Source organism: Kitasatospora sp. NPDC032150, assembly GCF_055579945.1.
The window spans coordinates 40,474-63,234 of sequence record NZ_JBVIMH010000040.1; the positions used below are offsets into that span (position 1 = coordinate 40,474).

Sequence of the window (22,761 nt, forward strand, 5' to 3'; positions counted from 1 at the left end):
GGAGGATTCCCAATGACGCTGCCCGGTTTCACCCCCTGGCCCCGCGAGTTCGCCGACCGCTACCGCGCGGCCGGCCACTGGAGCGGCGAAACCCTCCACGGCATGCTCCGCGCGCGGGCCGCCGATCACCCCGAGCGTCTCGCGGTGGTCAGCGGATCGGACCGCTGGAGCTACGCGCAGCTGGCCACCCGCTCCGAGGCACTGGCCGCGGCGCTGCACCGGCGCGGGCTGCGCTCCGGCGACCGGGTCGTGGTGCAACTTCCCAACCGCGCGGAGTTCCTGGAGGTCGTCTTCGCCCTGTTCCGGTTGGGCGTGCTACCCGTGTACGCGCTGCCCGGCCACCGGTTGAGCGAGATCCTGCACTTCGTGAACGGCACCGGATCGGTCGGATACATCACCGTCGACCAGCACGCCGGCTTCGATCACCGCGAGCTGCTCGGCCAGGCCGCGGCCCGATGCGGCACGCTGCACCACCTCGTGGTGGTCGGTGACGCCGGCGCCGCCGCCGGTGCGGTAAGCCTGGACGACCTGCGCGTCGAGGGCCACCGGGCCGGACCGGCCGCACTCGCCGGGGTACCCGAACCGGATCCCGCCGATGTCGCCTTCCTGCAGCTGTCCGGTGGCACCACCGGGTTGCCCAAGTTCATCCCACGCACCCATGACGACTACCTGTATTCGGTGCGAGCCAGTGCCCGGATCTGCGAACTCGACCAGGACAGCGTGCTCATGTGCGTGCTGCCGATGGCGCACAACTTCCCGATGAGCTCCCCGGGCTTCCTCGGCGCCCTGTACGCGGGGGCCAGGCTGGTTCTAGCGGCGAACCCCAGCCCCGACGAGGCGTTCGCCCTGATCGAGTCCGAACGCGTCACCGTCACCTCCCTGGTACCCCCGCTGGCTCTGGTCTGGACCGAGGCCGCCGCCTCGGCACAGCGCGCGGGCACGCCCGACCTGAGCAGCCTGCGCCTGCTCCAGGTCGGCGGCGCGAAGTTCGGCGAGGAGGCCGCTCGCCAGATCCGACCGGTGCTGAACTGCACCCTGCAGCAGGTCTTCGGCATGGCCGAAGGGCTGGTCAACTACACACGCCCAGAGGACTCCGAGGACGTCCGCTGCACCACCCAGGGCCGGCCGATCAGCCCCGACGACGAGATACGGATCGTCGACGACGCGGACCGCGAGCTGCCCGACGGCACCACCGGCCACCTGCTCACGCGCGGCCCGTACACCATCCGCGGCTACTACAACCCGGACGGCCAAGCCGACGCCCACAACGCCGGCAGCTTCACCTCCGACGGCTTCTACCGCACCGGCGACCTCGTGCGGCGCACCGCCGGGGGGCACCTCGTGGTGGAAGGCCGGGCCAAGGACCAGATCAACCGAGGCGGGGAGAAGATCGCCCCGGAAGAGGTCGAGAACCACCTGCTGGCCCACCCGCAGGTGCTGGATGCCGCAGTGGTCGCGATCCCCGACGAGCGGCTCGGCGAACGCAGTTGCGCGTATCTGCTGCCTCGAGGTGACGCGCCGTCCTCCCTCGCCGTGAAGAAGTTCCTGCGCGCCAGGGGGCTGGCCGACTACAAGATCCCTGACCGGGTCGTGGTCCTCGAAGCGTTCCCGCAGACCCGCGTCGGCAAGGTCAGCAAGGCGCAACTGCGCCGGCTGCTGCGCGAGCGGCCGGGTGCCGCCACCTTCTGACCCCACCCTCCCGATCCATCACCTCGAAAGGCCGACTCCCATGGCGCTCCCGGCCATCGCCTCCTACCCCCTCCCCCGCGAGCAGGACCTGCCGGACAACCGGGTTCGCTGGACGGTCGACCCCGCCCGCACCGTCCTGCTCGTGCACGACATGGAACGGCACTTCGTCGATGCGTTCACCCCCGGCACCGAACCCATCCAACCTGCCATCGCCAACATGCGCCTGCTCGTCCGGACCGCCCGCGCTGTCGGCGTGCCCGTGATCTACTGCGCCCAACCGAGCGGCCAGTCGGCCCGCCAACGCGGCCTGCAACTCGACTGGTGGGGTCCAGGGGTCGGCGACGACCCGGCCCGGGCAGCCGTCATCGACGAGCTGGCCCCCGAACCCGGCGACACCGTGCTCACCAAATGGCGCTACAGCGCCTTCCACCGCACGCCGCTGGCCGAACTCCTCGCCGCACACGGCCGCGACCAACTGGTGGTCACCGGCATTTACGCCCACATCGGCTGCCTGATGACCGCCGCCGATGCCTTCCAGCGGGACATCCAGGCCTTCCTCGTCGCCGACGCGGTCGCCGACTTCAGTGCCGAGGAGCACCGCCGCGCCCTGGAATGGGCGGCTGGCCGCTGTGCGGTCGTGCTCCCCACCGCGCGGACAGCCCGACAACTACTCGGCACCGGCGACAACAGGTCGAACTGACCTCGGCCCGTATCCGGCCTTCCAAGTGATCGCAATCCACCGGTCCACCACAACCACCCGAGGGGTCCATCATGTCCGACAGTCCCAACCCGCTCAGCCAGGAGACGATGAAGGAAGCCGTCGCCACCCTGCTGGGTGAAGAGCCCGCCGACATCTCCGATCACGACGAACTCCAGCTGCTCGGCCTGGACTCGATCCGGCTGATGCAACTCGTCGAGGGCTGGCGCCGGGCAGGGATCGACCTGAGCTTCGTCGAGCTGGCGGAACGCCGGACCCTCGCCGAATGGTGGGACCTGCTCTCCACCCGGTTGCCGCAGTCCCCGTGAACGCGCGGTGGGCGTTGGGCCGGGAAATCATGGCGGAGGAAGCCCGCGAGCAGATCACCGCGCTGCTCCGCAAGCTCCTGGCCCGCTGAGCAGGACGGTCCGAACGAAAGACCGGGTGGGAGGTCGCGCGGACAGCCGCGGCGGGGGCCTGCCCGCAGTGATCACGGAGTTGCGACGCTCCGTGATCACTGCGGTGGCCGGTGCCCGCGCGGACACACTGCACCCGCAGGCACGCCACTCGCCGGCGCGTCCCGACCTCACGGGGCAGAACGACCAGGAACCGCAGGCCAGCGGCGGGGACTTGACTGGTGAGCTCGCATGTTCAGGTGTCGCGTATTCGCGGCCGGCCCCAGACGAGGGCGCTGGGGAGGAAGTGATCGATCAGGTATGCCATTGCCGGGATCCCGGCCGTCCGTCAGGCCAGGGCGAAGACCTCGCCGGGTGGGGCCGCGCCCAGCAGGCCGGCTGGGACAAGCTCGCCCCCGCCCAGCAGTGGGCGCTGGAACACGTCCTCGGACTCGAGCCGCTGCCCGCCGAACAGAAGCCGGCCGGGAAGGTCTCGCACGCGGAGAAGGAGGCCCGTAACCTCGCCGCCGCCGCCCAGTACCGGACCCGCGAAGGACACCTCAACGTCCCCCGCAGGCCCAAGGAACCCTGGTCCTGGCCGACGGGAGCACCGTCCAGATCAGCCTGGGCCTGTTCATCGCCAACAGCCGCAGCCGACGCGCCGACATCCCCGCCGAACGCGCCGCACGCCTCACCGAACTCGGCATGCGCTGGGAATAGCAGGCCGATCCCGCGAGCGGGCCACCGAGGTGTTATCACGGCCCGGCCAGCCCGCCCGAGGGGGAAAGGCCAGGTCAGGGGTGCAACACGGAGCCGCGTTGCACCCCTGTGTTGCACCCCGTGTTGCACCCCGTGCGGTGGTACCGCGTTGCGGTCGGCGGGTGGTGGCGGGCCGAGAAGCGTCGCCACTGGCGAGTTCGACTCGCGTCGACGGCCGACCGCCCAGGCCCGTCGGGGGCCGGGGCGGTGGGCTGACGGGTCAGTGGAAGTGCGGCAGGAAGCGCTCGCTCGGGGTGCTCGCGTAGCAGGGGTGCAGCATCAGGATGCCCGCGTTGTCCACGCACAGGTCGGTGTTCTTATGCGTGATCATCCAGGCGCCCGGCTCCTCGGGCCACCAGGTCAAGGTGAAGATCTGGGAGTACGTCCCCTGGCAGAACCCCTCGCTCAGCGGCGACCCGTCGGAGGCCCTCGGGCCGCCTTCGACGTCGACACACTTGCCGGTCGCGTTGTTCACGAAGTTGAAGTCCCACTGGCCGCCGCCCGCGACGTGCCGCATGGTCCACAGGCTCCCCTGTGCGTCGTAGGCGCCGGCGACCACGCGGGTGCCGTTGGCGTTGCTGCGCCTCTCGAAGCCGAGGAAGCTGCCGGGGTTGGTGTCGTCGACCAGGTCGACCACCGACCCGGCACCGACGATCTGCGTCCGGTAGTAGATCGGGTAGTGGTCGGAACTGCGGCCGGCGGCCCGCATCCCGCGGAAGTTGCCCATGGTGCGGGAAGAGATCATGTAGTCGAGTTCGCCCCCGCTCTGCTGGGTCGCCACACCACTGTGGTAAACGAAGCCGTGCAGGCCGGCGGCCGCGGTGAACATCCCCTGATTCGGGTCGCGGTTGAAGTCGCCCATCGCCGTCCACGCGTGTCCGGCGGCGGTCGCCTGCTGGGCGATGCTGGCGAGCAGCTGCGGCGCCTCGTTGTTGGCGCCCGAGGCGGCGGCGTGGACGTTGTAGTAGATGTCGTCGTCGAAGCGCAGTCCGAGCGCGGGCCGGTTGCCGGCACGGCCGGGCGGGGCGACGAAGATCTCGTGGGCCATCGTGTGGGTGACGGTGGCCAGGGTGACCCGGTGCCCGGTCGGGTCGGTGTCCAACCAGTAGACGTAACGGGAGCCCCACCGGAAGAGGTAGACCGTGTAGCCGTTGTGGGAGGTCGTGCTCAGCAGCGACATGCCGTACTGGTGCGGGTTGGAGCCCGCCTCCTGGACGGCGACGATGTCGTTGTCGTTGCTGATCGCCCGCACGTCGCTCCAGCGGGCGCCCTGGGAGTTGTACGACGCTGTGGAGTGGTGGTCCGGCGTGTCCGCGTGGGCCGCGCTCGCGGGCAGGACGACCAGCGCGCCGACCAGCGCGGCCACGGCCGGCAGGGCGGCGAAGGCTCGGGTGCGGGTACGCAGGCGGGACAGGGTGGCAAGGGGCAAGGGGGGACCTCGGATTCCGGCAGGGCCGACAAAGGGAATGTGCGCGGGAGAACCGGGCGCCGGGGCCTGGCGGCGTGCCGACGGCTCCCCGGCCGCCGGGTTTCGCGCGCCGTCCAGTACGGTACGGCCCGCCCATCGGGCATTACCAGGCAGTAACACAGGCAGAACTAGCGGACCCTGGCTACTTCTGCCGGCCGCCGCGGGCGGGGGTGCAGCCCGGCGTCATGCGCTCCCGAGCGAGGCCGCTCCGGCCGCTTCCGACCAACGTCACGCCTCACAGCCCCCAGCACAGCAACGGCGGTGGCGGCGGTGACCGCTGAGCGCGGCGGGCGGCAGCCGGTGCCGCCCGCGTCGAAGACCCCGTCCGGTAGGGCCCCGTCGCCCCGCACTGGCACCCGCTCGGCCAATGCCGTTGCTTGACTCAGTGAACTATCACAGGGTTCAGGGTGATGGTCTTCGCTGGGACACGTCGGGTCGGTCGACGTGGTTGACCTGCCTTGCGGATTGAGTAGCGGCCGTCGGCGCGTTTCAGGAGCCGGTCGGCTTCCCTGAGCCGCCTGGGGCCGCTGTCGAGCTTGCGGCGGACTTTCGCTGCCATGTTCGCCAGGAACTGCTTCATCCTGGCCGGGGTGTGCTGGCTCTGCCGGACCACGCTGCGCCGGACGTGCTTGAGGATCTTGAGGAAGGAGATCCGGTCGGGGTCGAGCCGGCCGCGGTCGGCGACGCGCATGACAATCCGAGCCAGGCAGTGATGGATGATCAAGTGCGCCCACGCCTCCTGGCGTGCCAGTTCCGGGTCGGCGGAGCGCAGGATCGCCAGACCACCGCGCTGGAACGTCTTGATCTGCCGATAGGCGGTCTCCGCTTCCCAGCGCTCGTGATACAGGGCCGCCAACTCCGCGGCGGGGAAGGCGTCAGGGTCCATCAGATCGGTCAGCAGGCGGATGACCTCGCCGCCGTCGACCCGGTACTCGATGACGCGCACCAACACCCCGCCGGGGTGGTTCCCCTTCTGTCCGGCCAGGTTCATCCGCGCCAGGTAGGTGCCGTCCGGCAGGTGCTCGACCGGGCGGCGGGCCACGCTTGAGCGGGCCCGCAGGAGCAGGTGAGCCCCGGCCCGCGTGTAGGCCTTCCACAGCTCGACGCCTGGGAAGCCGCGATCCATGATGACGAGCATCCCCGCCGCGCTGCCAGCCATCGCCACCGCCAACTCCCGTTCCCCGCCGCTGAATGCGCCCACCCGGGCGTCCACCGACGCGTGCGTCGCGGCCTCCGTCAAGGTCACCACCCGCACCTGCGGGAACCCGGCCGGGTTACCTCGCACGTCCAGGAGCCCGCCCAGCTCGGCCCGGTTGGCCGGTGTGTCCGGCGCATCCAGCACGAACCCGTCCACCGCCGCGACCCGCATCCCACGGTAGAACGCACCCGAAAGCCCCAGCGGCGCCACCGGCCCGGCCAGCTTCCGGAACACCGCCTCCAGCGCCGCCTCGCCCAGCCGCCGCCGAGCCCGCGTGAACGAGGACTTGTTCGGGATCGCCTCGTACATATCCGGCCATGCACCCACCAGGTTCTCCGCGACATCGTCGTAGGAGTCCTGATGGAACAGCGCCAACGCGAGCACGTAGTAGACCATGAACCGGGACGGCAGCGCCCCCGGACGCCGGTCCCGCCGACGGCACTCCGCCAGCGCCTGGTCCACCAACCCCGGCGGCACCCACTCGGTCAGGACACCAAGCCGTACCTCGTCGGACAAGCCACTCCACGGATGCACAACCGGACCAACGACCCCGCCCCGACACCGTCACCCGTTCCGCGGCAGTTGTTCTCGAAATTCAAGCAACGGCATTGTGTGCCCGGCGGCAGGTGGCACACGCTGATCTCCAAGCCCGTCTCGGTGGCGAGAACGGCGAGGTTGGCCTTCCAGGCCCGGGCGCGGGAGCTGTTGGAGCCTCCGCTGTCCGCGGTGATCAGCAGGCGGCGGGCGTCCGGGTAGGCGTTCTGTGGAGGTGTCGGATGCCGTCGGTGATGGGGCTGCCGGAGGAGCGCGAGCGTGCTGCGCGGCAGCGGGTAGTCTCGTAGTCGCGGGCCGGGCGGCGTGAGTGCATCAGCCATGCGAACGTCCGTTCAACCAGCCACCTTTTCGGCAGTACCACGAAGCCTGTCGCGTCGTCGCCGCGCTTGACCACCGTCAGCGCGATCCGCAGGACATCGCGGGCGAGGTCGACCAGGCGTCCGGTGTAGCCGCCGTCGGCCCACACCAGCGAGATGCGCCAGTGCCGTATCCGCAGTCGCTCCAGCAGCGTCCGGCCGGCCTCGCGGTCGGTGACGGACGCGGCGGTGACCATCACGGCCAGCAGCAACCCAAGGGTGTCCACGACGATGTGCCTCTTGCGGCCGTTCACCTTCTTCCCTCCGTCGAACCCCCGGCTGGCGGCCGGCACCGACGCGGCCCCTTTCGCCGACTGGGCGTCGATGATCCCGGCGGTCGGCTCCGGATCCCGGCCCTCTGCCTTCCGGACCTGGTCGCGCAGTCGGTCGTGGAACTCGGCGACCAGGCCTCTGTCGCGCCAGCGCCGGAAGAAGGCGTAGACGCGGTCCCATGCGGGGAAGTCCGCGGGCACCGCCCTCCAGGCGATGCCGTCCGCGACCAGGTAGCGCACGGCGTCGACCAGTTGCCGGTGGCAGTAGCCCTCCGGCTGCCCGCCCTATCCTTCCAGCCAGGCGGGCACGGGCATGCTGCAGGCTGTCTTCGCCGAACCCGCCTGGGCCGACCTGCTCGGACCGGCCGACCGGCGCGGCCTGACCCCGCTGTCTGGGGCCACGTACGCCCCTACGGCGAGGTCAAGCTCAACCTCGCCTCCCGCCTGGAGATCGGCCGCGCCGACCTGGGCGGGCTCGACGCGGCCGGCGGTGCACAGTGAGCCGCAGCAGCCAGGCGTACCGCCTCGCCCGGGACCTGACCCGGGACACCGAGACCGAGGTCTGCATCGAGTGGATCGGCGGCGCCCGTGCCATGGGATGATCTTGAAGGGCTGAGTCACGGTCTTAAGGCCCACATGGTTGACCTGCGAGCAGTAGCGCGCCGGTCGTGAAGCGCGGCTCGCTCAGCCCGAGCTGCACCCAACATCGACTGCGCTGACGCGCACTCGGCGGTCGCCGTTCGGGGAGCGTATACGCGCTTGCCGAATGCGCCCCCCTGACAGGCGAATGAAGCTGCGCACCCGGTGTCGGTGGGGTACGAAGGAATTGTCATGGGGTCCGGATCGGCGCCGTCCTCAAGCGTGCGGATGCACCGGACCCATGCTCAGAAGGCATCTGTGTGCAAGGCGTTGCTCACATCCGGCCGTCGGGGCCGGGTCTGCGCGGAACCGAGAGGACCCCCATGTACACCGTTCAGTTTATGCAAGGCGTGACCTTCAACTTCGGGCCCACCACCCAGAGCACCGTCACGGCGTCGGCTTCCATCCAGGTTCCGCCCGGGACCAACGTTGTGATGGCCTACCTGCAGGGATTCGACCTGTCCTACACGAACAACCAGGAGTTCGGGTTCGGTGAACTGCAGGTCTTTTTGAATGCCGTCAGCACCCAGCAGATTCAGGCCACGGTGACCCTGCGCGACAACAACGTCAACAAGCGCCCGTGGAGCGGTTCGGTGAACGCGTGGATCGTGGCGTACCAGGGCTCCAATGCGGCCGTGGAGGGGAACGGTGAGGCGGGCGCGGCGGAGTCGGTGTTTGTCTCGCACGCGGTTGGCGCGGGCTCGTGAGCGGCCCGATAACGGCGGCCGGGCTGGTGGGCGGTGCGGACACGAACGCAGTCGCCATCGGCCTGGCCGGAGGTGTCGCCTCGCTCTGCTTCCAGGCGCTGCCCGGCGAGGAGTGGAGCGGTTGGGGAGCGCTGGCCAAGGCGCCGGTCGCGTTCCGCAGCACCGCCATCGCGGGCATCGAGTCCGGTGACGTGATGGCGGCTGTTGCGGGCGGTACCGACGGCGCGCTTTACTACGCCGACTCGCCGGCCTCGACCGGCTGGTCGACCTCATGGACGCCTGTCGGCCATCCCCCCTCCGCACTCCTGAACGCTGGCTGCGCGATCGCGCTGGACGCAGGCGCGACCTCGTACGCCGCCGCAGTCGGCACCGACGGCGGCCTGTGGAGCGTGGCGTGCCCGCCGGGCGGGTCCTGGTCGTCCTGGGTCAGCCACGGCTCCCCGCCCGGGCTCTCGCTCACGGGTCCCTGCGCGCTGTCCGCTGTGCCCGGCGGCGGGCTGGCGGCTGCGGCCACCGCCTCGGACGGGCAGCTCTACGCGCTCTTTCCGGCACTGACCGGCGCCTGGACCTGCATCGGGCACCCCAAGTCAGCACTGCTTCAAGGACCGGTCGCCGTGGCGGCCGACTCGGCCGGCCAGCTGACCGCGTTCGCCGTGGGCACCGACAACAACGGCTACACTGCGCCGCTCGCCAAGAGCCCGGTCGTCTTCACGCCGCTGGGACAGCCCAAGGCCGCCCCGCTGGCCGCCGCCTTGTCGGCCGGCCTGCGCGCCGCACCGCGCGGCGGGCTGACCGTGCTGGCGCCTGCGGTCAACGGCACGGTCTACTGCATAGAGGGACAGGGCGGCGGCTGGGTGCCGCTCGCCGCCGTGGGCACGGCCCTGCCGCTGCGCTCGGTGACCGGGAACGGTGAGCAGCAATACTCGGTCAGCGTCGCGGCGCCCGGCACCGCACAGGCGGCGCCCGGCCGCCCACGGCTGCGACGGGGCGAGGTCGTGCTGGACAGCACGTTCACGCTGACGGTTGAGGAAACATCCACCTTCCTGCTGGCCGCAGTTCAGGACGCGGAAGGCCAGTCGATTCCGGGCATCGGCCTTACAGTGACGCGGCCGGACGGAACGGTGGTGGACGAACCGAGCCTGCCGAACAACGACAACGCGGTCGTCCAGCTCAACGACGACGGCTACGTCACCTCGATGCTGATCAAAGCCCCGATGCCCGGGCTCTGGAAGGTCACAGTGGTCGGCGCGCAGGTGGACGACGAGGACTTCCAGGTGACACTGACGACCCTGCCGGTCCTCGACGTGCAGCAGACGATCGCGGCGACCCTGCAGGAGATGGGTGAGGACACCCTGGCCGGTGCCGGACCCGCCGCAGGCGACCTGTCCTGGGGCTGCACGGCCTGCCGGTTTGGCGCGTACGCCGGCGCGCTGCTGGTCGCGGGGGCGATCGCCTACGGCGTGGCGATGCTGGCTCCGGAATCCGCGGTCGTGATCTGGCTGGCCGACCTGGCCGGGATCAGTGCAGAAGCGACGCTGGCCTTCATCGGCTCGCTGGCCAAGAAGGGCACCAGCGCGGTACCTGCGATCGTGACCGCGATCTGCCAGCTCACCGGCAGTTGCTCGTCCTCATGACCACGCCCCTTATCGCCGGCCGATCCCGTCCCTGGCCGGACCCAGCCCGTAAGACAGACCACCCATATCCGATCTGAGGACCCATCATGCCCAGCAACTACGTCTACGCGGTGGTGTACAACGACGACGCGCCTCCGCACCGCTGCTACGTCCTGGTCGCGACCAAGCTCGCGCGGGGCTACTTCTTCGGGGACTCTCTGACCAGCCGGGGCAGAGTGTACGCGAACGGCCTCCGCTCCCATGGAGCCACCCTGAACTGCCTGCCCGGCGGCGAGCTGGTCAACGAGACCGTGGAAGCAGGCGCGTTCCGCGAATTCTGGGAGGAGACGGGATACTCAGTCGCCGGCCAACCCGTCACAGATTTTCACACGTGGCAGGATCCGTCAGGATCTCAATACTCCGCATCATATATCAGCACCACCATGGCGAATCTGAACGTACTCGTCAACAACGCCGGCGCCATCTCCCTGGCCCAGGCCGCACAGGCCGCCCGTGACATCCAAGCCGGAACGATACGGCAATACAACCAGATCCATTTGCCAACCGCATACCCGAACGCTCCGGGAGACAACGAGCTGAGTCTGGTCCAGATGTGGGACATCCTGAACCCGGCCACCTGGGCCAAAATCCAGACCTGGCAGGGCGATCCGAACCTCGGCTGGTACTACGACATCCTGGACCGCCTCCATGCCCGGGTGATGCCGCTCGCGGCGGCGCGTCAGGCCTGATCGCACGGCGTTCATCACCTTCACCTGCCGGAGTCGATTCCATGCCGAACCTCGCCGCCGGGACCCCGGCCGGGCGTGAACCGCAGCTCCGGGTCGTCCACCGAGTTGCCGATCGCCGTCAGCAGAAGCCCGTTTGGCACGCCCCGAAGCCTCCCACACCCACCCGACCGACGCCGCCTTAACAATCAAGCCGGTTCCCGACCCGGCCCGTCCGCTCCACCGCCACCGTGACGCCATGGTGACGGCCGACTCGGGGCCCGCGGGACGGTCGGGCGACACGCGGGGGCTGAATTGGTCAATTCCGCCCCCAGCGGCCGATCCAATCGGCACGCGACGCCGACCAGCGGAAACGCCGCGCCGATCCAATCGGATCCGGTCCATGATTCCGCCTCCCCATTTCGCCCCCCAAGGAGGGCTGCGGACACCGCCGGGCGCCGCCCGGCCCACCCCGGGGAAGGCTGACCGGATCTACCTGCGGCACTCCACCGACAAGCAGACCGACGCCCGCCAGCGCCACGCCCTCGCACCGCTGCTGGCCGCCGGCGTCCCCGTCTACGACGACCCCGCCACCTCCACCCGCCAGCTCTCCCCCGACCGAGCCGGCTTCGCCAAGCTCCTGCACGAAGCCGCCGTCGGCGACACTATCCGCATCGCGGACGCCGCCCGCCTCTTCCGCTCCGTCGCCGACATCCTCGCCCTGCGCCCGGTGCTGATCCGCCGCGGCCTGCACCTGCGCGTCGAGTCCGGGCTGCTGTCCGGCATCGACCTTGCCTCCGACGACCCCGGCACCAAGATGATGGTCTCCGTCCTCGCCGCCGTACTCGAGTTCCAGCGCGACATGATCAGCGAGAACACCCGCGAAGGCGTCGCCGCCGCCGAAGCCGCCGGGAAAGTGCTGGGCCGCCCAGCCGCGCTGGACGAGGCCCAGGCCGCCGACGTCGTGGAGGCGTACCAGCAGGGCGCCGCCGTCAAGGCCCTCGCCCGGCAGCAAGGTCGCCCCGAAGACCATCCGCCGCGTTCTGGACGCCGCCGGCGCCCGCGAACTGCCCGAACAGCTTGACGTCGCCCCGACCGACACCGGCGACCAGCAGCCCGCGCCGGACCCGGTGGTGGTCCTCGACCTGCCCGGCCTGCTTGCCGACCACCTCGCCACCGCTGGCGACGAGACCGTCCGCCAGGCGCTCGCCTCCGGCCGGACCATCCGCCGCGGCCAAGGCCACTCGCTCCGAATCACCGCCCCACTCGACCTCCACCGCGCCGCGCTGCAGCAGTGCTCCGCCCTCGCGGCCGACAGGGCCGGGCCCGCCGAGCGCAAGGCCTACGGGGTCTACGCCACGCGCATCACGGCCGCCGAGTAGCCGTCAGCCCGTTTTGGGCCCCTGACACGATCGTTAACGGCACCCCCCGACCCCCGTGGGTTCGGGGAAACCGAAGGTCCTTCAGCGCGAACTCACGGGTCCACCGGTGTGCTTCAGGCCGACGGACCCGTGAGTTCGGATGAAACACGAGGACGGAGCGATCCGAAGGGCATCCCGCGTGACGTCGGTCTGGACGGCCTCGGGTTATGACGGCCGCCCGCCGAACTGCCAGTTGTGCACCTCTATCTCGGCGTATCGGTCCCGAGTCAGGATGGCTCCTGCCGTATCCGGGTCCGGCGCCCGGAGCAACGCGGCCGTGCCCAGCCAGGCGGTGCCGTCGTCGGACAACAGCGGCCCGTAGGCGATCAGCTCGTCCCGGTCGGTCGGCACGGCGAGGTCGGCGGCCTGCCCTGTGCCTAGGCCGAGCACCAAGTACCGGTTGCCACCAGTGCGGCCGCCGGGGAAGTCCCACATGGTGCGCCCCAGCGTGTTGCTCCACCGCCGCAGCAGCACGTCCCGGTAGACGCCGGCCTGGTAGCCCGGCTCGGCGAAGGCGAACGCGCGGGCAGCGACGGGATCGGGCAGGTCGATGATGTGCACGCTGCCGGTCGGGGCGTCGCCGTCGCTGGTGAGGGTCGGGCCCCGGGCGATCAGCTCCTTCGCGTATCGGTCCATGTAGGACCAATGCTGTTCCCGCAGTTCGTTGCGCAACGCTACGGAGCCGGGTCGGTCGCGGTGGTAGCAGAAGAACTCCATGCCCGTAGGGTCCCTTCAAGAAGGTAGCCAGGTCGAGCGGGTTTCACTGCGCTGACTGCTCAGCAGCTTCACCCAGAAGCACGCGCGCCGACTCCGCGTAGCGGATGGCTGTCTTCTCGGCCAGGCCGAACACCTCGGCGAGGTGGAGCGGGTCGGGGCCGTGGACGAGGGCTTCTTCGAGCTGGCGATCGACACGGAGCCTTTCCAGTGTGGCTGTCTGGCCGCGGAGCGCGGCGGAGACGGAGACGCCGCTGATGGGGCCGGTCTCCAGCGCGGTCTGCTTGTTGATCAGCAGGTGCGGGTTGGCGGTGTCGAGCCAGCGCTGCCGCCGGTGCTCCAGCCAGGCGAGGGCGACCTGCAGTGTGAGCTCGTCCAGGGGCCGGACGCGGCCGTCGATGACGAGCCGGCGGTTGCCGATGTCGAGGTCGTCGAGCTGGAGGCGGCGGATCGCCCCGGGCCGGGCTGCGTGGACGGCCGCGAGGGCGAGGATCAGCCGGTCCGCCGGGCGGGTCACCGCGGCGACGGAGGACCGGACGTCCTTGGATTCCAGGGGCTGGATGACACCGCTCTCCTGCTGGCCGACACGTATGCGGCTGGTCGGGTTCTTGAAGATCGTGCCGTTCTTCTTGGCCCGCGTGAACAGCGACCGCAGAGCGACCAGGGTGTGCTTGCGCTGCGAGCCGTGGACGGTGGCCAGGTGGGCGAGGACGTCGTCGCGGGTGACCTCGCGCAGGTGGTCGTAGCGGTTCGACCACTCCAGCAGCACTGGCCGCAGTCGGTTGAGATAGCCCCAGACGGTCGCCACGTCCCGGGGCTGCGAGCGGGGGCCGCCGTCGCGCAGGAGCCGCGCCCAGCCCTGGACGTCCCGCCGGATGCCGGCCGCGAGGCCGTCAAGCTTGGATTCCAGCCACAGGTCGAAGGAGGATGGCCGGTCGTCGAGGAAGACGCCGATGTGGTCGAGCACTTCCGCGGTGCGTTCGACGCTGAGCCCACGGGACCGCAGGGCCGGGAACACCTCGGAGTAACGGACAACGTCGCCGCCGGTGTGGCCGGACAGCACGATGACCAGGGCCCGGTCGACGTCCAGGCGGACGCGTCGGGGCCAACCGTGGGCCTCGCCGAGGCGGTGGGCGGCATGCCGGGCCCAGGCCAGCCATGGGTTGTCGAGCCGTGCGTGCTCGCGGCGGTCGAACCAGGTGAAGTCGCGGCGAGCCTCGAACAGAGCCGGTTGGAACCAGCCGGAGGCCGGGGGATGTGCCGGGGCGGGGTCGGGAAGCCGGGGCCGCCCCCGGCGCTTGCCGCGCGGAGGGCCCGGGCACCGCGGGCGGTGGAGGTTGGTCAGGAACAGTTGGTGATGCCGCACCTTCTCCAAGTATGGCTGCAGCACGGTGACTTCGCCCTTGGCATCCTGGCTCGCCTGATGCCAGCACAGGCGGCAATAGCCGTTCTTCAGCCGCACGACTCGGTGACATCCGCTGCACTCGGCCGGTTCCTCGGTGCGGCGGAAGCTCGCGCACGCTCCGCAGGCGCGGCCGGGCAGCACGCCCCAGCCGAAGCAGGTCGGGCAGCTGGACGGCGGCTTGCATCTCCCCGCCGGCAGGACGTAGGCCATCACATCGGGGGCAGCGAGCGCCCGTCACGCCGGCGGGGCACCACCGCCGGCCCCGACGCTGCGACGGTGGTCTGCGAAGCGGTCTGCTCGCCGGGCCGGACGACCTTCGCGGGCTCGGGGATCAGCAGGTCGCCGATCTCGCAGCCGAGCACGACGCAGATGACGTCCAGGTCCTCCAGCTTGAGGGAGACCGGCTGGCCGGACCACAACCCGGACATCTTCCCGGCCGAGATGACCAGGCCGTGCTCGGCCAGGCTCCGGTGCAGCTCGGACGCCTTCCAGATGCCCCTGTTGGCGGCGGTCAGCCGCAGGTTCCACTTCATCCCATCAGTCCTTCCAGCCGCTTCGCGGCCCGCTGCTGCCCGGCCAGCCAGGCGTCCTCGACCCGGGTCTGCTGGACGTGGACGTATCGCATCGTCGTGGCGATCCAGGAATGTCCCAATACCTCCTGAATTGCGACGAGATCCAGCCCACCTCGGTAGAGCTCGGACGCGCAGATGTGTCTTGTGTCCGCAGAGGCCGTGTGCGGATCAGCCCGTGTTGTTTTTGAGCTGGCGGGACTGGGCGGGGTCATTCGCCGCGTTTCTCTCGGGCTGTGTTGCATTGCAGCCGCCCAGATGTGAGACAGAGCACACTTGTGGGTGACGCCCCTGGAGCGTGCTGATCACGCTTCCTCGATGCCCTGGACGAGCCGCTGATGTTCCCTCAGCTCGGTGGCCCGGGCAGCACTCGTGAGTACGATCTCCTTCGCCGTCCCGAGGGATCCTTGGCCTGCGCCGAGCAGTTCGCGGGTGACGACGATGGAGTCGATGACGCTGGCCCCCTGACTGTGCAGAAAGCGTTGGACGGCCTCCATCCCATGCTCCCGTCCGAGCAGTGAAAGGCTCTGCTCGACCAGAGAGGTAAGGCGGGCGGCTCGGTCAGGGGTGAGGCCGTGAACGTCGTCGAACATGCGATTCCTCCTGGATACTGCTGCCTCGATGCTCAGGTGACCTGGGATTCTTCGTTGTTCTCGCGATCCGCAAGGAACTCGTCGAGCAGTTGGAAGAGAACCTCGATCGCGCGGGCTTCGTCCTCGGGCGGCAGGGCCCAGGGGTTGTCCCAGCCGTCGGGAAGGGCGATGTGCAGGACCTGACCGGGCCATGCGTGGTTGCAGCCCTGTCCTCGCCGGGAGACAAGCCACTCGCGCCATCCCGCCAGTCCTGGAGACCCGTGCCGGGCCGCGTTCTGGTCGTATCCGGTGAGGAACGCAGTCAGCGCGTGGAAGGTAGGTCGGCCGACGAACATCCCAGGCCGCTTGCCGACGTTGGAGAAGTACTCGCGTTCGCTCACTTCGATGAGACTGGTCATGAGTCCGTTCTCTCGCGGATCGGGGTCGCGGTCTCGCGGGCCCATTGGGGCGGCGACGGGGTCAGGGACAGATCCAGCAGTAGAGACGGGCATCTCGGGCGACCGCTCGGCCGGCGAGTTCGGACAGCTGTTCCAGGAAGCTGGCGAGGTTCTCTGGATCAGCCGGGTAGTAGAAGACGCCCTCGGTGCTCGACCAGCTGGAGGCGATGTCGCGCAAAGACGTGGCTTCGCAGGTCGCGAGCGCGTCCCGGAAGGCGTCCGTCAGCGACACCACCACCAGTTCGCCGTCCCCCAGCATCCCGATGAGGCTGCCGTGTCGGGGGGCGGACTGGACATCGGCGGCGGACCGTCCTGTCATGAGCGCCTCGGCGGGCGTCAGCTCCACCACCGGATCGATGCCCTTGATCACCAGTTGGTCATAGCCGGTCCCGCTGGGCTCGCCGTCGTCTCGGACGACGGCTCGAACAGCGTCGTCGTCATCAGCGGCGGCGAAGTAGCCGTAGAGAACACCCATGGGCAGATCATCGCATCCGCTGCTGACGGCGCCGCAGGTCGGGACGGTTGCCTAACTGCAGGATCCGATCGTCGTGGTTCGGACTGTTGGGAGGCGTGTCACGCCGCTGACCGTCGCCGCCGACCTGCGGAGGTGGAGGATCTCGTCGTGCTGGGCGGCGAGCCGGGCCAGGACCTGAGTGCGGAACTCGCTGAGCTCTTCGTTGGTCTTCTCCGCAGTGGCCAGCCGCGTCTTGAGCGCGGAGACCTCGGCTTTGAGCCGGGCGATCTGAGCCTCGCGCGGATCGGGGATCTCCCCAGCCTGCTGAAGGGCCTGCAGGCGGCGTTCGAGCTCGACGCGGAGGTGAGCGTAGGGGCGGGTTCCGTAGAACGCGGTGCGATCGACGGCCGCTTCGCGGGCGAGGGTCTTGACGTCGCACTTTCCGCCGGGTGGGATCTCTCCGCGTAGGAGCCGGTCCATGGCGGCCCGGATGCGGTTCTCGTTCTCGGCCCGCTGGGCTGCGGAGATTCTCATGCGGATTCCCTGTTCACGGTGTTGGCGCTGTCGATCTCGGTGACGACCCGGAGAGCGCGGTCATAGTCGGCTTGGAGCCGGGCGCGTTCGGTCTTTCGCGTGATGCCGAGCTGGCCGAGGAAGGTCCCGGTGCGTCCGGCGTGCTCGGCCCAGACGGGCCGGTGGCAGAGGTGGTGAGTGGCCTGCGGGCAGCGGGCGGAGTCACACATCCCGACCAGTGGACGGTCGGCTGTCGGGGTGCCGGCCAGTTTGAGGCAGAGCGCTCGGGAGGGGTCGGTGAACCAGCAGTAGTTCGCGGGTCCGAGGTGAAGGACCTTTGCCCGTTTGGTCAGCAGGTTGAGCACGTCGCGGTCACTGCGTTGCGTCTTGGGTGCGGTTGCTGCCTCTGGGTCGAGTTTCCCGTCGATGCTGGCGAAGAACTCGGTGAGGCTCCGCGCGCCGGGGCCGGCGGGCAGGATGCCTTGCTGGTAGTTTCGGAACTCTTGTAGGACCAGGTCCAGGTTTCGGTCGCTCTCGTGCTTGTTGACCTCGGCCAGCAGTTCGGCCTGAGCCCCGCCTGGACGGGAGGCATACCCTTCTGTCGTGGCCACAGCGATGTGTTTCAGGTGGATCTTGGTGGCAAGCACGCCGCCCGGCCGGTAGGCCATTTCCAGGGCCAGTGTGCGACGCAGTCTCCTCAGATTGACCGGCCCTTCCGGGATCGGGGCGAGCCCGAGACGGTGCCCTGCCAGGGAGTTGACCCAGTTGCGGAACCACTTGTAGCGGACGGAGAAGGCGAACCGCCCGAAGAGCAGTGCGCCCTCGTGGCGGTCGTCGTGGAGGTCTTCGGCGAGTTCGACGGCGCGATAGACGGGCTCGATGACGACCCATTCGTCGTCGGTGCCGCCAAGCGGCTGCCCCTTGATGACCTTGCTGGCGAGCCGGTAGCGGGTGAGCCCCGGGACGGGTTCCTCGACCGGCAGTCGGCAGCCGATGCGAAGCTCCATCAGCTCGCTCGCGCGCATGCCGGACGCCGTCGCCAGCACAATCATCGTGGCGGTGCGGACGACGCCGACCAGTGCGACGGCCTGGAGGCGGTGCAGAGGCAAGGTCCAGGGCAATACCGACGAGGTGTCCGCTGTGGTGATCTCGGCGGCGTCGCGGGCGAAGGCCTCCTTGATCCCCACCGAGGTGACCGCCTCCTCCAGCGGCCCGCGCAGGCGGTCCATCCATTGGGCCTCGAACTGGGTGACCCCGGCCTGGCGGGCGAGAACGCCCGTGGCCAATGTCAGGAGCGGGTCGTCAGCGGCCCAGCCGCTGGCGAGGCGGTCGGCGACGTGGTGGTCGGCGAGCATCGGCAGAGGTGTGCACGTATCCGTGTACTCGTTCAGCAGCTCGGTGAACTCGGCCACCGGGGCGACGTGGACCGCGCGGAGCCCGCGTGCTTTGCGGGCGGAGAGCTTGTCGGCTTCTCGGATCTGCTGGGCGAGTTCAACCGCGTGCGGTCCCAGGGAGGAGACCAGGAACAAGGCGGCGGCGAGCATCGGCTGCAGGATGGTGTCGTCGATGGGCTGGGTCTTGTTCTCGGTCCGGCCGCTGGGCATTTCGGCGATCGCGGAGGCGGTGGCCCCGCCCCAGGGCCGTAGATCGGCCGGGACACTGTCCGCGGTGAACAGTTCGCGGTAGTTGACCAGGTCGACGACGACCTGCGCGGCCGCTCGCCGGGTTGCCGGACTCTGTTCGCCGACGACCGCGCTGTCTTCGTCGAGGACGTAGCGCCGGTGAGCCATGTAGGCGTCGCAGACGCGGGTGTCGATCTGCGCGAGGCTCGACACTCCGTGCTCGGACAGCCACCGGCAGAACCGGGTGAGCTCGTCCAGGCGGCCCGCGCAACTGGTCAGGTGCAGGGCGGTGCGATGGGCCCGGGGCAGCGGAGCGACAGACGGGTGCCGAGGGACGAGCATGGCCAGGACCAGTTCCTTGCCGACCAGCCGCCACCGCTCGTCGGTGATCTCGGTGAAGTCGAAGCGGCGGGTGGAGAGGGCGAGCTGGACGGGCAGGCCGACGACGTCGGTGAAGTCCCAGACGTCGTCTTCGAACATCGGACGGCCAGTTCCGTCGGGGAGCGTGAGTCCGGCTTCGCGGCAGACGTCGGTGCCAGCGAAGACCGCCGATCGGCCGTCGAAGGCGGGGGCGAGGGCGGTGGTCATGCGGTCATCTCCTCGGGCCGCAGGGGAAGTTCGTCGTCCAGGTCCTCGACTTGGAGGGCCGCCGTCGCCAGGACGGCAGGGTCGAAGCGGTCCAGGATCTGTTGGACGCGGGTCGCGTAGGGGCCGAAGACGGCCATGAAGTGGGCGGCGGGCATCTGCTGCCACTGCCGGGAGAAGAACGCCTTGAGCCTCAGCAGGTTGCCCGCGTGCCGGGGCGCGAAGACGGCCAGCGGGCAGAGCAGGCAGACCCAAGGCCGGGCCGGACAGGGCTTTCCCTTTGGGCCGTGCAGCCCGGACAGCTGGTCCCCGCAGGCGGCGGTGAACACGTCGCGCTCTCCGCCGACCAGCTCGGTGATCACCGCATCATCCAGGTCCAGCTCCGCGACCAGGTGTGGGTAGTCCTCAGCCAGCGTGGCCGCGTCCTCCTCGGTGATCACGGTCGGTGGATGGGCCCGGCGGAGCATGTCGTGCTGGGCGTCCTCGATGACCGTCTCGACAGCGTGCCGCTGGGCCGGAGTCGTGGCGGTGAGGTAGTGGTCGCCCTCGACGTCCGGACTGTGGTTCGGGTCGATCGTCGCCCGCCCGCTGCCCGTCCAGGATGTCTTGTCCCGCATGGCCTCGTGGGTGGTACGGATCCGCGAGCGGTGGATCTTGAGCGGCTTCCCGTCGTTCCCGACGACCGCGTGGCGAAGGGCCCACCGCTGGACGGCGACCCGGTCGATCCGGCGGATGCGGCCGGATCCGCCGGCCCGGCTGACTCCCACCCAGAGTCTGCGGCGTTCCTCCGGCGTCACGAAGGTCCGCAGCAGCGCGGAGTGGGCCAGCCACTGCTCCAGCAGCCGGACCGCCCGGCGGGGCAGGTTCAGGGTCTCGGCCGCGGTGCGGCGCTTGATGTAGGAGAGGAGGACCGTCGAGTCACCGGCCCAGTCGATGTCCCCGACCACCAGGTCGGCAATGCCGTCGGGGACGATGCCGGAGTAGATCCCGAACAGCAGCCGGTAGGCGATCAGCACGTCCAGGTGAGGGAAGACGGCCCTGGTCGCGTCGTGGAAGCCGCCGCGCTTGTGCACCAACGCCGCCGAGACCCCCAGGTGGCGACCGAACTCGCTGATGCTGACGGGCCCGACCCGGGCCAGTAGCCAGCGCAGGTTGCCCGGCTTCCAGCCGCCTTCGAGGGGGTGCTGTCCGCTGGCGGCGTCCGCCAGGGCCCGGCGGTGGGCGTCGTACGAATCGTCGACCAGAGTGCGGCAGATCCTGGTCAGGCGCTGCCATTCCTCCTCCGGATAGGGCGGCAACGGCTGGCGGTTGGGCTGGATGTTGAAGTGGCGCCCGGCAGCGAGGTCCAGCACTCCGTCTCCGAGCGTGCCGCCGCTCTGCGCGTAGCCCTCCAGCAGGCTGCGGGTCATAGCCTCCAGCCTCGACGGGCTGGACATCCAGAACTCGGCCAGCTGCCCCCGCCGCAGCTGACCGGCACCGCCGGCGAAGCCCTGGGCGGCCAGGGTGCGGACCATGCTCCGCAGCGACTGGATGTAGAAGTTGACGGTGCCCTCCGCGTCCACGGTGCCGTGCGGATGGATCAGGTCCACAAGACCGAGGGCCAGATCCCGGGTCAGATGGGGATTGGGCAGTCCGTCCAGGCTGTAGTCCGCGCGGCTGCCATCGCTGAACACGCAGGTCAGGCCGAGGGGCTCGTCGATCAGCACGGTCGGCATCAGAAGCCACCGTCCTCGGTCTCGTCGTCGAACTCGGCAGCGGCCTCCCGCTCGGCGGCCGCATCCTCGGTCAGCCCGGCAGCGGCCCCGGCCCCCTCGTATGCCTCCCGGTAGATGCGGGTCGTGTCCAGGCGGCGGAGGTACTTTTCCGTGGTCAGGACCGTGGAGTGGCCAAGAAGATCACGAAGCACCAGCAGCGGGTCCGCCTTGCTCAGGTAGAAGACCAGAGCGGCGTCGGCCTCGGTGTCCAGCACGAGCTTCGCGGCCTTCCGGTAGTGCCCGGTGACCAGGTACTCCAAGGTCCTTATCGAGAAGGTGTGGCGACATCGGTGGGGCCAGACGTGCGGGAACCGGGGCTCGAAACGGGCCCGTATCCGGTCGGATGTGCGCTCGAAGACCGTGGCCCATGCGGTGAACGGGCCGCCGCCGTTCTTCACCGCCAGCAAGCACGACCCACCCTCCGGGGCGACCAGGCGACGGCGCTCGGCCGGAGTCAGCGACTCCCAGGGCCGCCGGATCCCGTTGATCAGCCCTCCCCGGGCGTCCGGCTCGGTCACCATCAACGGCTCGCCCCACCGCCGCGGCGGCCTCCAGGCCGAGCCCTCCGTCGTGGCAGCCCGCTCCAGCTCCAGGTAGTCGTGCAGCCCAGCCAGTGCCTCGTAGGAGGTCCACGTGGTGCGGAACTTCCTGCCCTTGGTGATCCCGGCCGGCACCGGGAACGGGATAGGGACCGCAGTCGGAGCCGGCGGCAGCGCAGGGATCTCCCAGGGCAGCAGGTAGGTGAACTCCTGCAGCCTCATCCCGGTGGCCAGCGCGTGATCCCCGACCGCCGAGTTGCGGGTCAGCTCCCGCCCGTGGAACCCGGTGTCCTGCGAGCCGTCCGGTGCCAGTCCCCGCAACCCCTTGCGGAATAGCTCGGTGAAGTCCGGCTCCAGATACTTGATCGTCACATGCGGCTTCGGGGTGCGGCGGACCGCCAGGTTCACCTTCACCTCCCGCCCGGTCCCGGCGAACAGGGCCCGCGCAGCCCGGTAGGTGAACGGCTCGGCTGCCGCATACCCCTCGTTGATCGCCCACCGGTAGAACAGCGACAGGATGCTCATGTGCTGGCCCCACGTCGTCGCCGCGAACCGGGCCTTCAACGGCCCAGCGGCCCGGTGTTCGGCGTACTGGCTCAACGCGGCCTTCAGCCGCTCCCGCGAGTCGAACAGCCCCACCCCGTGCTCGGCCAGGAACTCCGTCCACTCCTTGACCGCACGGGCGTAGTTACCCCACGAACTCGGCGCTGGCGCCCCGCTTGCCGGGAGCTCACGTAACCACCGGTTCACCACCGCCGTCGGACGCGGCGCTGCCGGGCCGTCCTCGAAGCACAAATCGTCGTCGATCAGGACCGGCATCCCCTCGGGGATCAACGGTCGATGCTCGACATCCCAGGACTGCCAGCCCCGGGACGAGAAGAACGTCAGGATCATGAGCGCTGACCCTACGAACAGCACACAGCGCGAAGCAAAGCCCAAACGGCAAGGCCGCCGGCCTACTTCGAGCGAATCGCTACACGCAAACTAAGTGGTCGGCTCCGGAAGTCCTTCGGGGGTTGATCATGCGGCGAGGCGGATGGAGGATCCTTCCTGGTGATCGGCAGTGCGCCGGTCGAGCCTGG

Annotated in this window: 22 protein-coding genes and 2 pseudogenes; 8 read left to right on the forward strand and 16 right to left on the reverse strand. The window is 69.8% G+C overall.

Annotated features, from left to right (window positions below):
• Positions 1 to 12 precede the first annotated feature (12 nt).
• The 3 genes from ACZ5ON_RS31265 to ACZ5ON_RS31275 all read left to right on the forward strand — a co-directional run bounded on the left by ACZ5ON_RS31265 (position 13) and on the right by ACZ5ON_RS31275 (position 2,715).
• Positions 13 to 1,689, forward strand: coding sequence for a (2,3-dihydroxybenzoyl)adenylate synthase (locus ACZ5ON_RS31265; protein WP_465599745.1), 1,677 nt, complete (start codon positions 13 to 15; stop codon positions 1,687 to 1,689).
• Between the two features lie 40 nt (positions 1,690 to 1,729).
• The gene (locus ACZ5ON_RS31270) at positions 1,730 to 2,389 is read left to right on the forward strand and encodes an isochorismatase family protein (protein WP_465599747.1); all 660 of its coding nucleotides are present in this window, start codon (positions 1,730 to 1,732) and stop codon (positions 2,387 to 2,389) included.
• A gap of 71 nt (positions 2,390 to 2,460) precedes the next feature.
• A complete protein-coding gene (locus ACZ5ON_RS31275) occupies positions 2,461 to 2,715 on the forward strand; it encodes a phosphopantetheine-binding protein (RefSeq protein WP_465599749.1) in 255 nt (84 codons plus the stop codon).
• Between the two features lie 415 nt (positions 2,716 to 3,130).
• Here the strand turns inward: ACZ5ON_RS31275 and ACZ5ON_RS31280 are convergent, their stop codons facing one another.
• The 5 genes and pseudogenes from ACZ5ON_RS31280 to ACZ5ON_RS31300 all read right to left on the reverse strand — a co-directional run.
• Positions 3,131 to 3,280: a hypothetical protein gene (locus ACZ5ON_RS31280; protein ID WP_465599751.1), complete on the reverse strand. Its 150-nt coding sequence runs from the start codon at positions 3,278 to 3,280 to the stop codon at positions 3,131 to 3,133.
• Between the two features lie 480 nt (positions 3,281 to 3,760).
• A complete protein-coding gene (locus ACZ5ON_RS31285; protein WP_465599753.1) occupies positions 3,761 to 4,969 on the reverse strand; it encodes an RICIN domain-containing protein in 1,209 nt (402 codons plus the stop codon).
• A 421-nt stretch (positions 4,970 to 5,390) separates the two neighbouring features.
• Positions 5,391 to 6,722: an IS4 family transposase gene (locus ACZ5ON_RS31290; RefSeq protein WP_465599755.1), complete on the reverse strand. Its 1,332-nt coding sequence runs from the start codon at positions 6,720 to 6,722 to the stop codon at positions 5,391 to 5,393.
• A gap of 95 nt (positions 6,723 to 6,817) precedes the next feature.
• Positions 6,818 to 6,970 (reverse strand): annotated as a pseudogene (locus ACZ5ON_RS31295) (ISAzo13-like element transposase-related protein); the annotation flags it as partial.
• Positions 6,937 to 7,659 (reverse strand): annotated as a pseudogene (locus ACZ5ON_RS31300) (IS5 family transposase); the annotation flags it as partial. The pseudogenes ACZ5ON_RS31295 and ACZ5ON_RS31300, both read right to left, overlap by 34 nt.
• Positions 7,660 to 8,351: 692 nt before the next feature.
• Here ACZ5ON_RS31300 and ACZ5ON_RS31305 point away from each other — a divergent pair.
• From ACZ5ON_RS31305 to ACZ5ON_RS31325, 5 genes are all read left to right on the forward strand, one after another.
• Complete coding sequence (locus ACZ5ON_RS31305) at positions 8,352 to 8,735, forward strand: hypothetical protein (protein WP_465599757.1); 384 nt, start codon at positions 8,352 to 8,354, stop codon at positions 8,733 to 8,735.
• Complete coding sequence (locus tag ACZ5ON_RS31310; protein ID WP_465599759.1) at positions 8,732 to 10,369, forward strand: DUF8189 domain-containing protein; 1,638 nt, start codon at positions 8,732 to 8,734, stop codon at positions 10,367 to 10,369. The genes ACZ5ON_RS31305 and ACZ5ON_RS31310 overlap by 4 nt, the downstream gene beginning before the upstream one ends.
• Positions 10,370 to 10,455: 86 nt before the next feature.
• On the forward strand, positions 10,456 to 11,097 hold the full coding sequence (locus tag ACZ5ON_RS31315; RefSeq protein ID WP_465599761.1) for an NUDIX hydrolase: 642 nt from the start codon (positions 10,456 to 10,458) through the stop codon (positions 11,095 to 11,097).
• A 379-nt stretch (positions 11,098 to 11,476) separates the two neighbouring features.
• Positions 11,477 to 12,157 carry a recombinase family protein gene (locus ACZ5ON_RS31320; protein ID WP_465599763.1) on the forward strand — a complete coding sequence of 227 codons (681 nt, stop codon included), beginning with the start codon at positions 11,477 to 11,479 and terminating at the stop codon, positions 12,155 to 12,157.
• Between the two features lie 49 nt (positions 12,158 to 12,206).
• Positions 12,207 to 12,455 (forward strand): hypothetical protein, encoded by a 249-nt coding sequence (locus ACZ5ON_RS31325; protein ID WP_465599765.1) that lies wholly within the window; start codon positions 12,207 to 12,209, stop codon positions 12,453 to 12,455.
• A 204-nt stretch (positions 12,456 to 12,659) separates the two neighbouring features.
• Here the strand turns inward: ACZ5ON_RS31325 and ACZ5ON_RS31330 are convergent, their stop codons facing one another.
• The 11 genes from ACZ5ON_RS31330 to ACZ5ON_RS31380 all read right to left on the reverse strand — a co-directional run bounded on the left by ACZ5ON_RS31330 (position 12,660) and on the right by ACZ5ON_RS31380 (position 22,573).
• A complete protein-coding gene (locus ACZ5ON_RS31330) occupies positions 12,660 to 13,211 on the reverse strand; it encodes a YciI family protein (protein WP_465599767.1) in 552 nt (183 codons plus the stop codon).
• A 43-nt stretch (positions 13,212 to 13,254) separates the two neighbouring features.
• Positions 13,255 to 14,598, reverse strand: a complete 1,344-nt coding sequence (locus ACZ5ON_RS31335; RefSeq protein ID WP_465599769.1) for a hypothetical protein — start codon at positions 14,596 to 14,598, stop codon at positions 13,255 to 13,257.
• Between the two features lie 224 nt (positions 14,599 to 14,822).
• Positions 14,823 to 15,146, reverse strand: coding sequence for a helix-turn-helix domain-containing protein (locus ACZ5ON_RS31340; protein ID WP_465599771.1), 324 nt, complete (start codon positions 15,144 to 15,146; stop codon positions 14,823 to 14,825).
• Entirely contained in the window at positions 15,143 to 15,427 is a 285-nt protein-coding gene (locus ACZ5ON_RS31345) for a tyrosine-type recombinase/integrase (protein ID WP_465599773.1), read from the reverse strand. The genes ACZ5ON_RS31340 and ACZ5ON_RS31345 overlap by 4 nt, the downstream gene beginning before the upstream one ends.
• Positions 15,428 to 15,487: 60 nt before the next feature.
• Positions 15,488 to 15,775, reverse strand: coding sequence for a hypothetical protein (locus ACZ5ON_RS31350; protein ID WP_465599775.1), 288 nt, complete (start codon positions 15,773 to 15,775; stop codon positions 15,488 to 15,490).
• 32 nt (positions 15,776 to 15,807) lie between these two features.
• Entirely contained in the window at positions 15,808 to 16,173 is a 366-nt protein-coding gene (locus tag ACZ5ON_RS31355) for a hypothetical protein (RefSeq protein WP_465599777.1), read from the reverse strand.
• Positions 16,174 to 16,234: 61 nt separating this feature from the next.
• Positions 16,235 to 16,687, reverse strand: coding sequence for a hypothetical protein (locus ACZ5ON_RS31360; RefSeq protein ID WP_465599779.1), 453 nt, complete (start codon positions 16,685 to 16,687; stop codon positions 16,235 to 16,237).
• 51 nt (positions 16,688 to 16,738) lie between these two features.
• Positions 16,739 to 17,200, reverse strand: a complete 462-nt coding sequence (locus ACZ5ON_RS31365; RefSeq protein WP_465599781.1) for a hypothetical protein — start codon at positions 17,198 to 17,200, stop codon at positions 16,739 to 16,741.
• The gene (locus ACZ5ON_RS31370; protein WP_465599783.1) at positions 17,197 to 19,389 is read right to left on the reverse strand and encodes a site-specific integrase; all 2,193 of its coding nucleotides are present in this window, start codon (positions 19,387 to 19,389) and stop codon (positions 17,197 to 17,199) included. The genes ACZ5ON_RS31365 and ACZ5ON_RS31370 overlap by 4 nt, the downstream gene beginning before the upstream one ends.
• Positions 19,386 to 21,101, reverse strand: a complete 1,716-nt coding sequence (locus ACZ5ON_RS31375) for a hypothetical protein (RefSeq protein ID WP_465599785.1) — start codon at positions 21,099 to 21,101, stop codon at positions 19,386 to 19,388. The genes ACZ5ON_RS31370 and ACZ5ON_RS31375 overlap by 4 nt, the downstream gene beginning before the upstream one ends.
• The gene (locus ACZ5ON_RS31380; protein ID WP_465599787.1) at positions 21,101 to 22,573 is read right to left on the reverse strand and encodes a site-specific integrase; all 1,473 of its coding nucleotides are present in this window, start codon (positions 22,571 to 22,573) and stop codon (positions 21,101 to 21,103) included. The genes ACZ5ON_RS31375 and ACZ5ON_RS31380 overlap by 1 nt, the downstream gene beginning before the upstream one ends.
• Between the last annotated feature and the right edge of the window lie 188 nt (positions 22,574 to 22,761).

What these genes read in the sequence shown, in the direction of transcription:
- ACZ5ON_RS31265 (WP_465599745.1), top strand. Translation starts at nt 13, where the DNA reads ATGACGCTGCCCGGTTTCACCCCCTGGCCCCGCGAGTTCGCCGACCGC.
- ACZ5ON_RS31270 (WP_465599747.1), top strand. Translation starts at nt 1,730, where the DNA reads ATGGCGCTCCCGGCCATCGCCTCCTACCCCCTCCCCCGCGAGCAGGAC.
- ACZ5ON_RS31275 (WP_465599749.1), top strand. Translation starts at nt 2,461, where the DNA reads ATGTCCGACAGTCCCAACCCGCTCAGCCAGGAGACGATGAAGGAAGCC.
- ACZ5ON_RS31305 (WP_465599757.1), top strand. Translation starts at nt 8,352, where the DNA reads ATGTACACCGTTCAGTTTATGCAAGGCGTGACCTTCAACTTCGGGCCC.
- ACZ5ON_RS31315 (WP_465599761.1), top strand. Translation starts at nt 10,456, where the DNA reads ATGCCCAGCAACTACGTCTACGCGGTGGTGTACAACGACGACGCGCCT.
- ACZ5ON_RS31320 (WP_465599763.1), top strand. Translation starts at nt 11,477, where the DNA reads ATGATTCCGCCTCCCCATTTCGCCCCCCAAGGAGGGCTGCGGACACCG.
- ACZ5ON_RS31330 (WP_465599767.1), bottom strand. Translation starts at nt 13,211, where the DNA reads ATGGAGTTCTTCTGCTACCACCGCGACCGACCCGGCTCCGTAGCGTTG.
- ACZ5ON_RS31340 (WP_465599771.1), bottom strand. Translation starts at nt 15,146, where the DNA reads ATGAAGTGGAACCTGCGGCTGACCGCCGCCAACAGGGGCATCTGGAAG.
- ACZ5ON_RS31345 (WP_465599773.1), bottom strand. Translation starts at nt 15,427, where the DNA reads ATGCAACACAGCCCGAGAGAAACGCGGCGAATGACCCCGCCCAGTCCC.
- ACZ5ON_RS31350 (WP_465599775.1), bottom strand. Translation starts at nt 15,775, where the DNA reads ATGTTCGACGACGTTCACGGCCTCACCCCTGACCGAGCCGCCCGCCTT.
- ACZ5ON_RS31355 (WP_465599777.1), bottom strand. Translation starts at nt 16,173, where the DNA reads ATGACCAGTCTCATCGAAGTGAGCGAACGCGAGTACTTCTCCAACGTC.
- ACZ5ON_RS31360 (WP_465599779.1), bottom strand. Translation starts at nt 16,687, where the DNA reads ATGGGTGTTCTCTACGGCTACTTCGCCGCCGCTGATGACGACGACGCT.
- ACZ5ON_RS31365 (WP_465599781.1), bottom strand. Translation starts at nt 17,200, where the DNA reads ATGAGAATCTCCGCAGCCCAGCGGGCCGAGAACGAGAACCGCATCCGG.
- ACZ5ON_RS31370 (WP_465599783.1), bottom strand. Translation starts at nt 19,389, where the DNA reads ATGACCACCGCCCTCGCCCCCGCCTTCGACGGCCGATCGGCGGTCTTC.
- ACZ5ON_RS31375 (WP_465599785.1), bottom strand. Translation starts at nt 21,101, where the DNA reads ATGCCGACCGTGCTGATCGACGAGCCCCTCGGCCTGACCTGCGTGTTC.
- ACZ5ON_RS31380 (WP_465599787.1), bottom strand. Translation starts at nt 22,573, where the DNA reads ATGATCCTGACGTTCTTCTCGTCCCGGGGCTGGCAGTCCTGGGATGTC.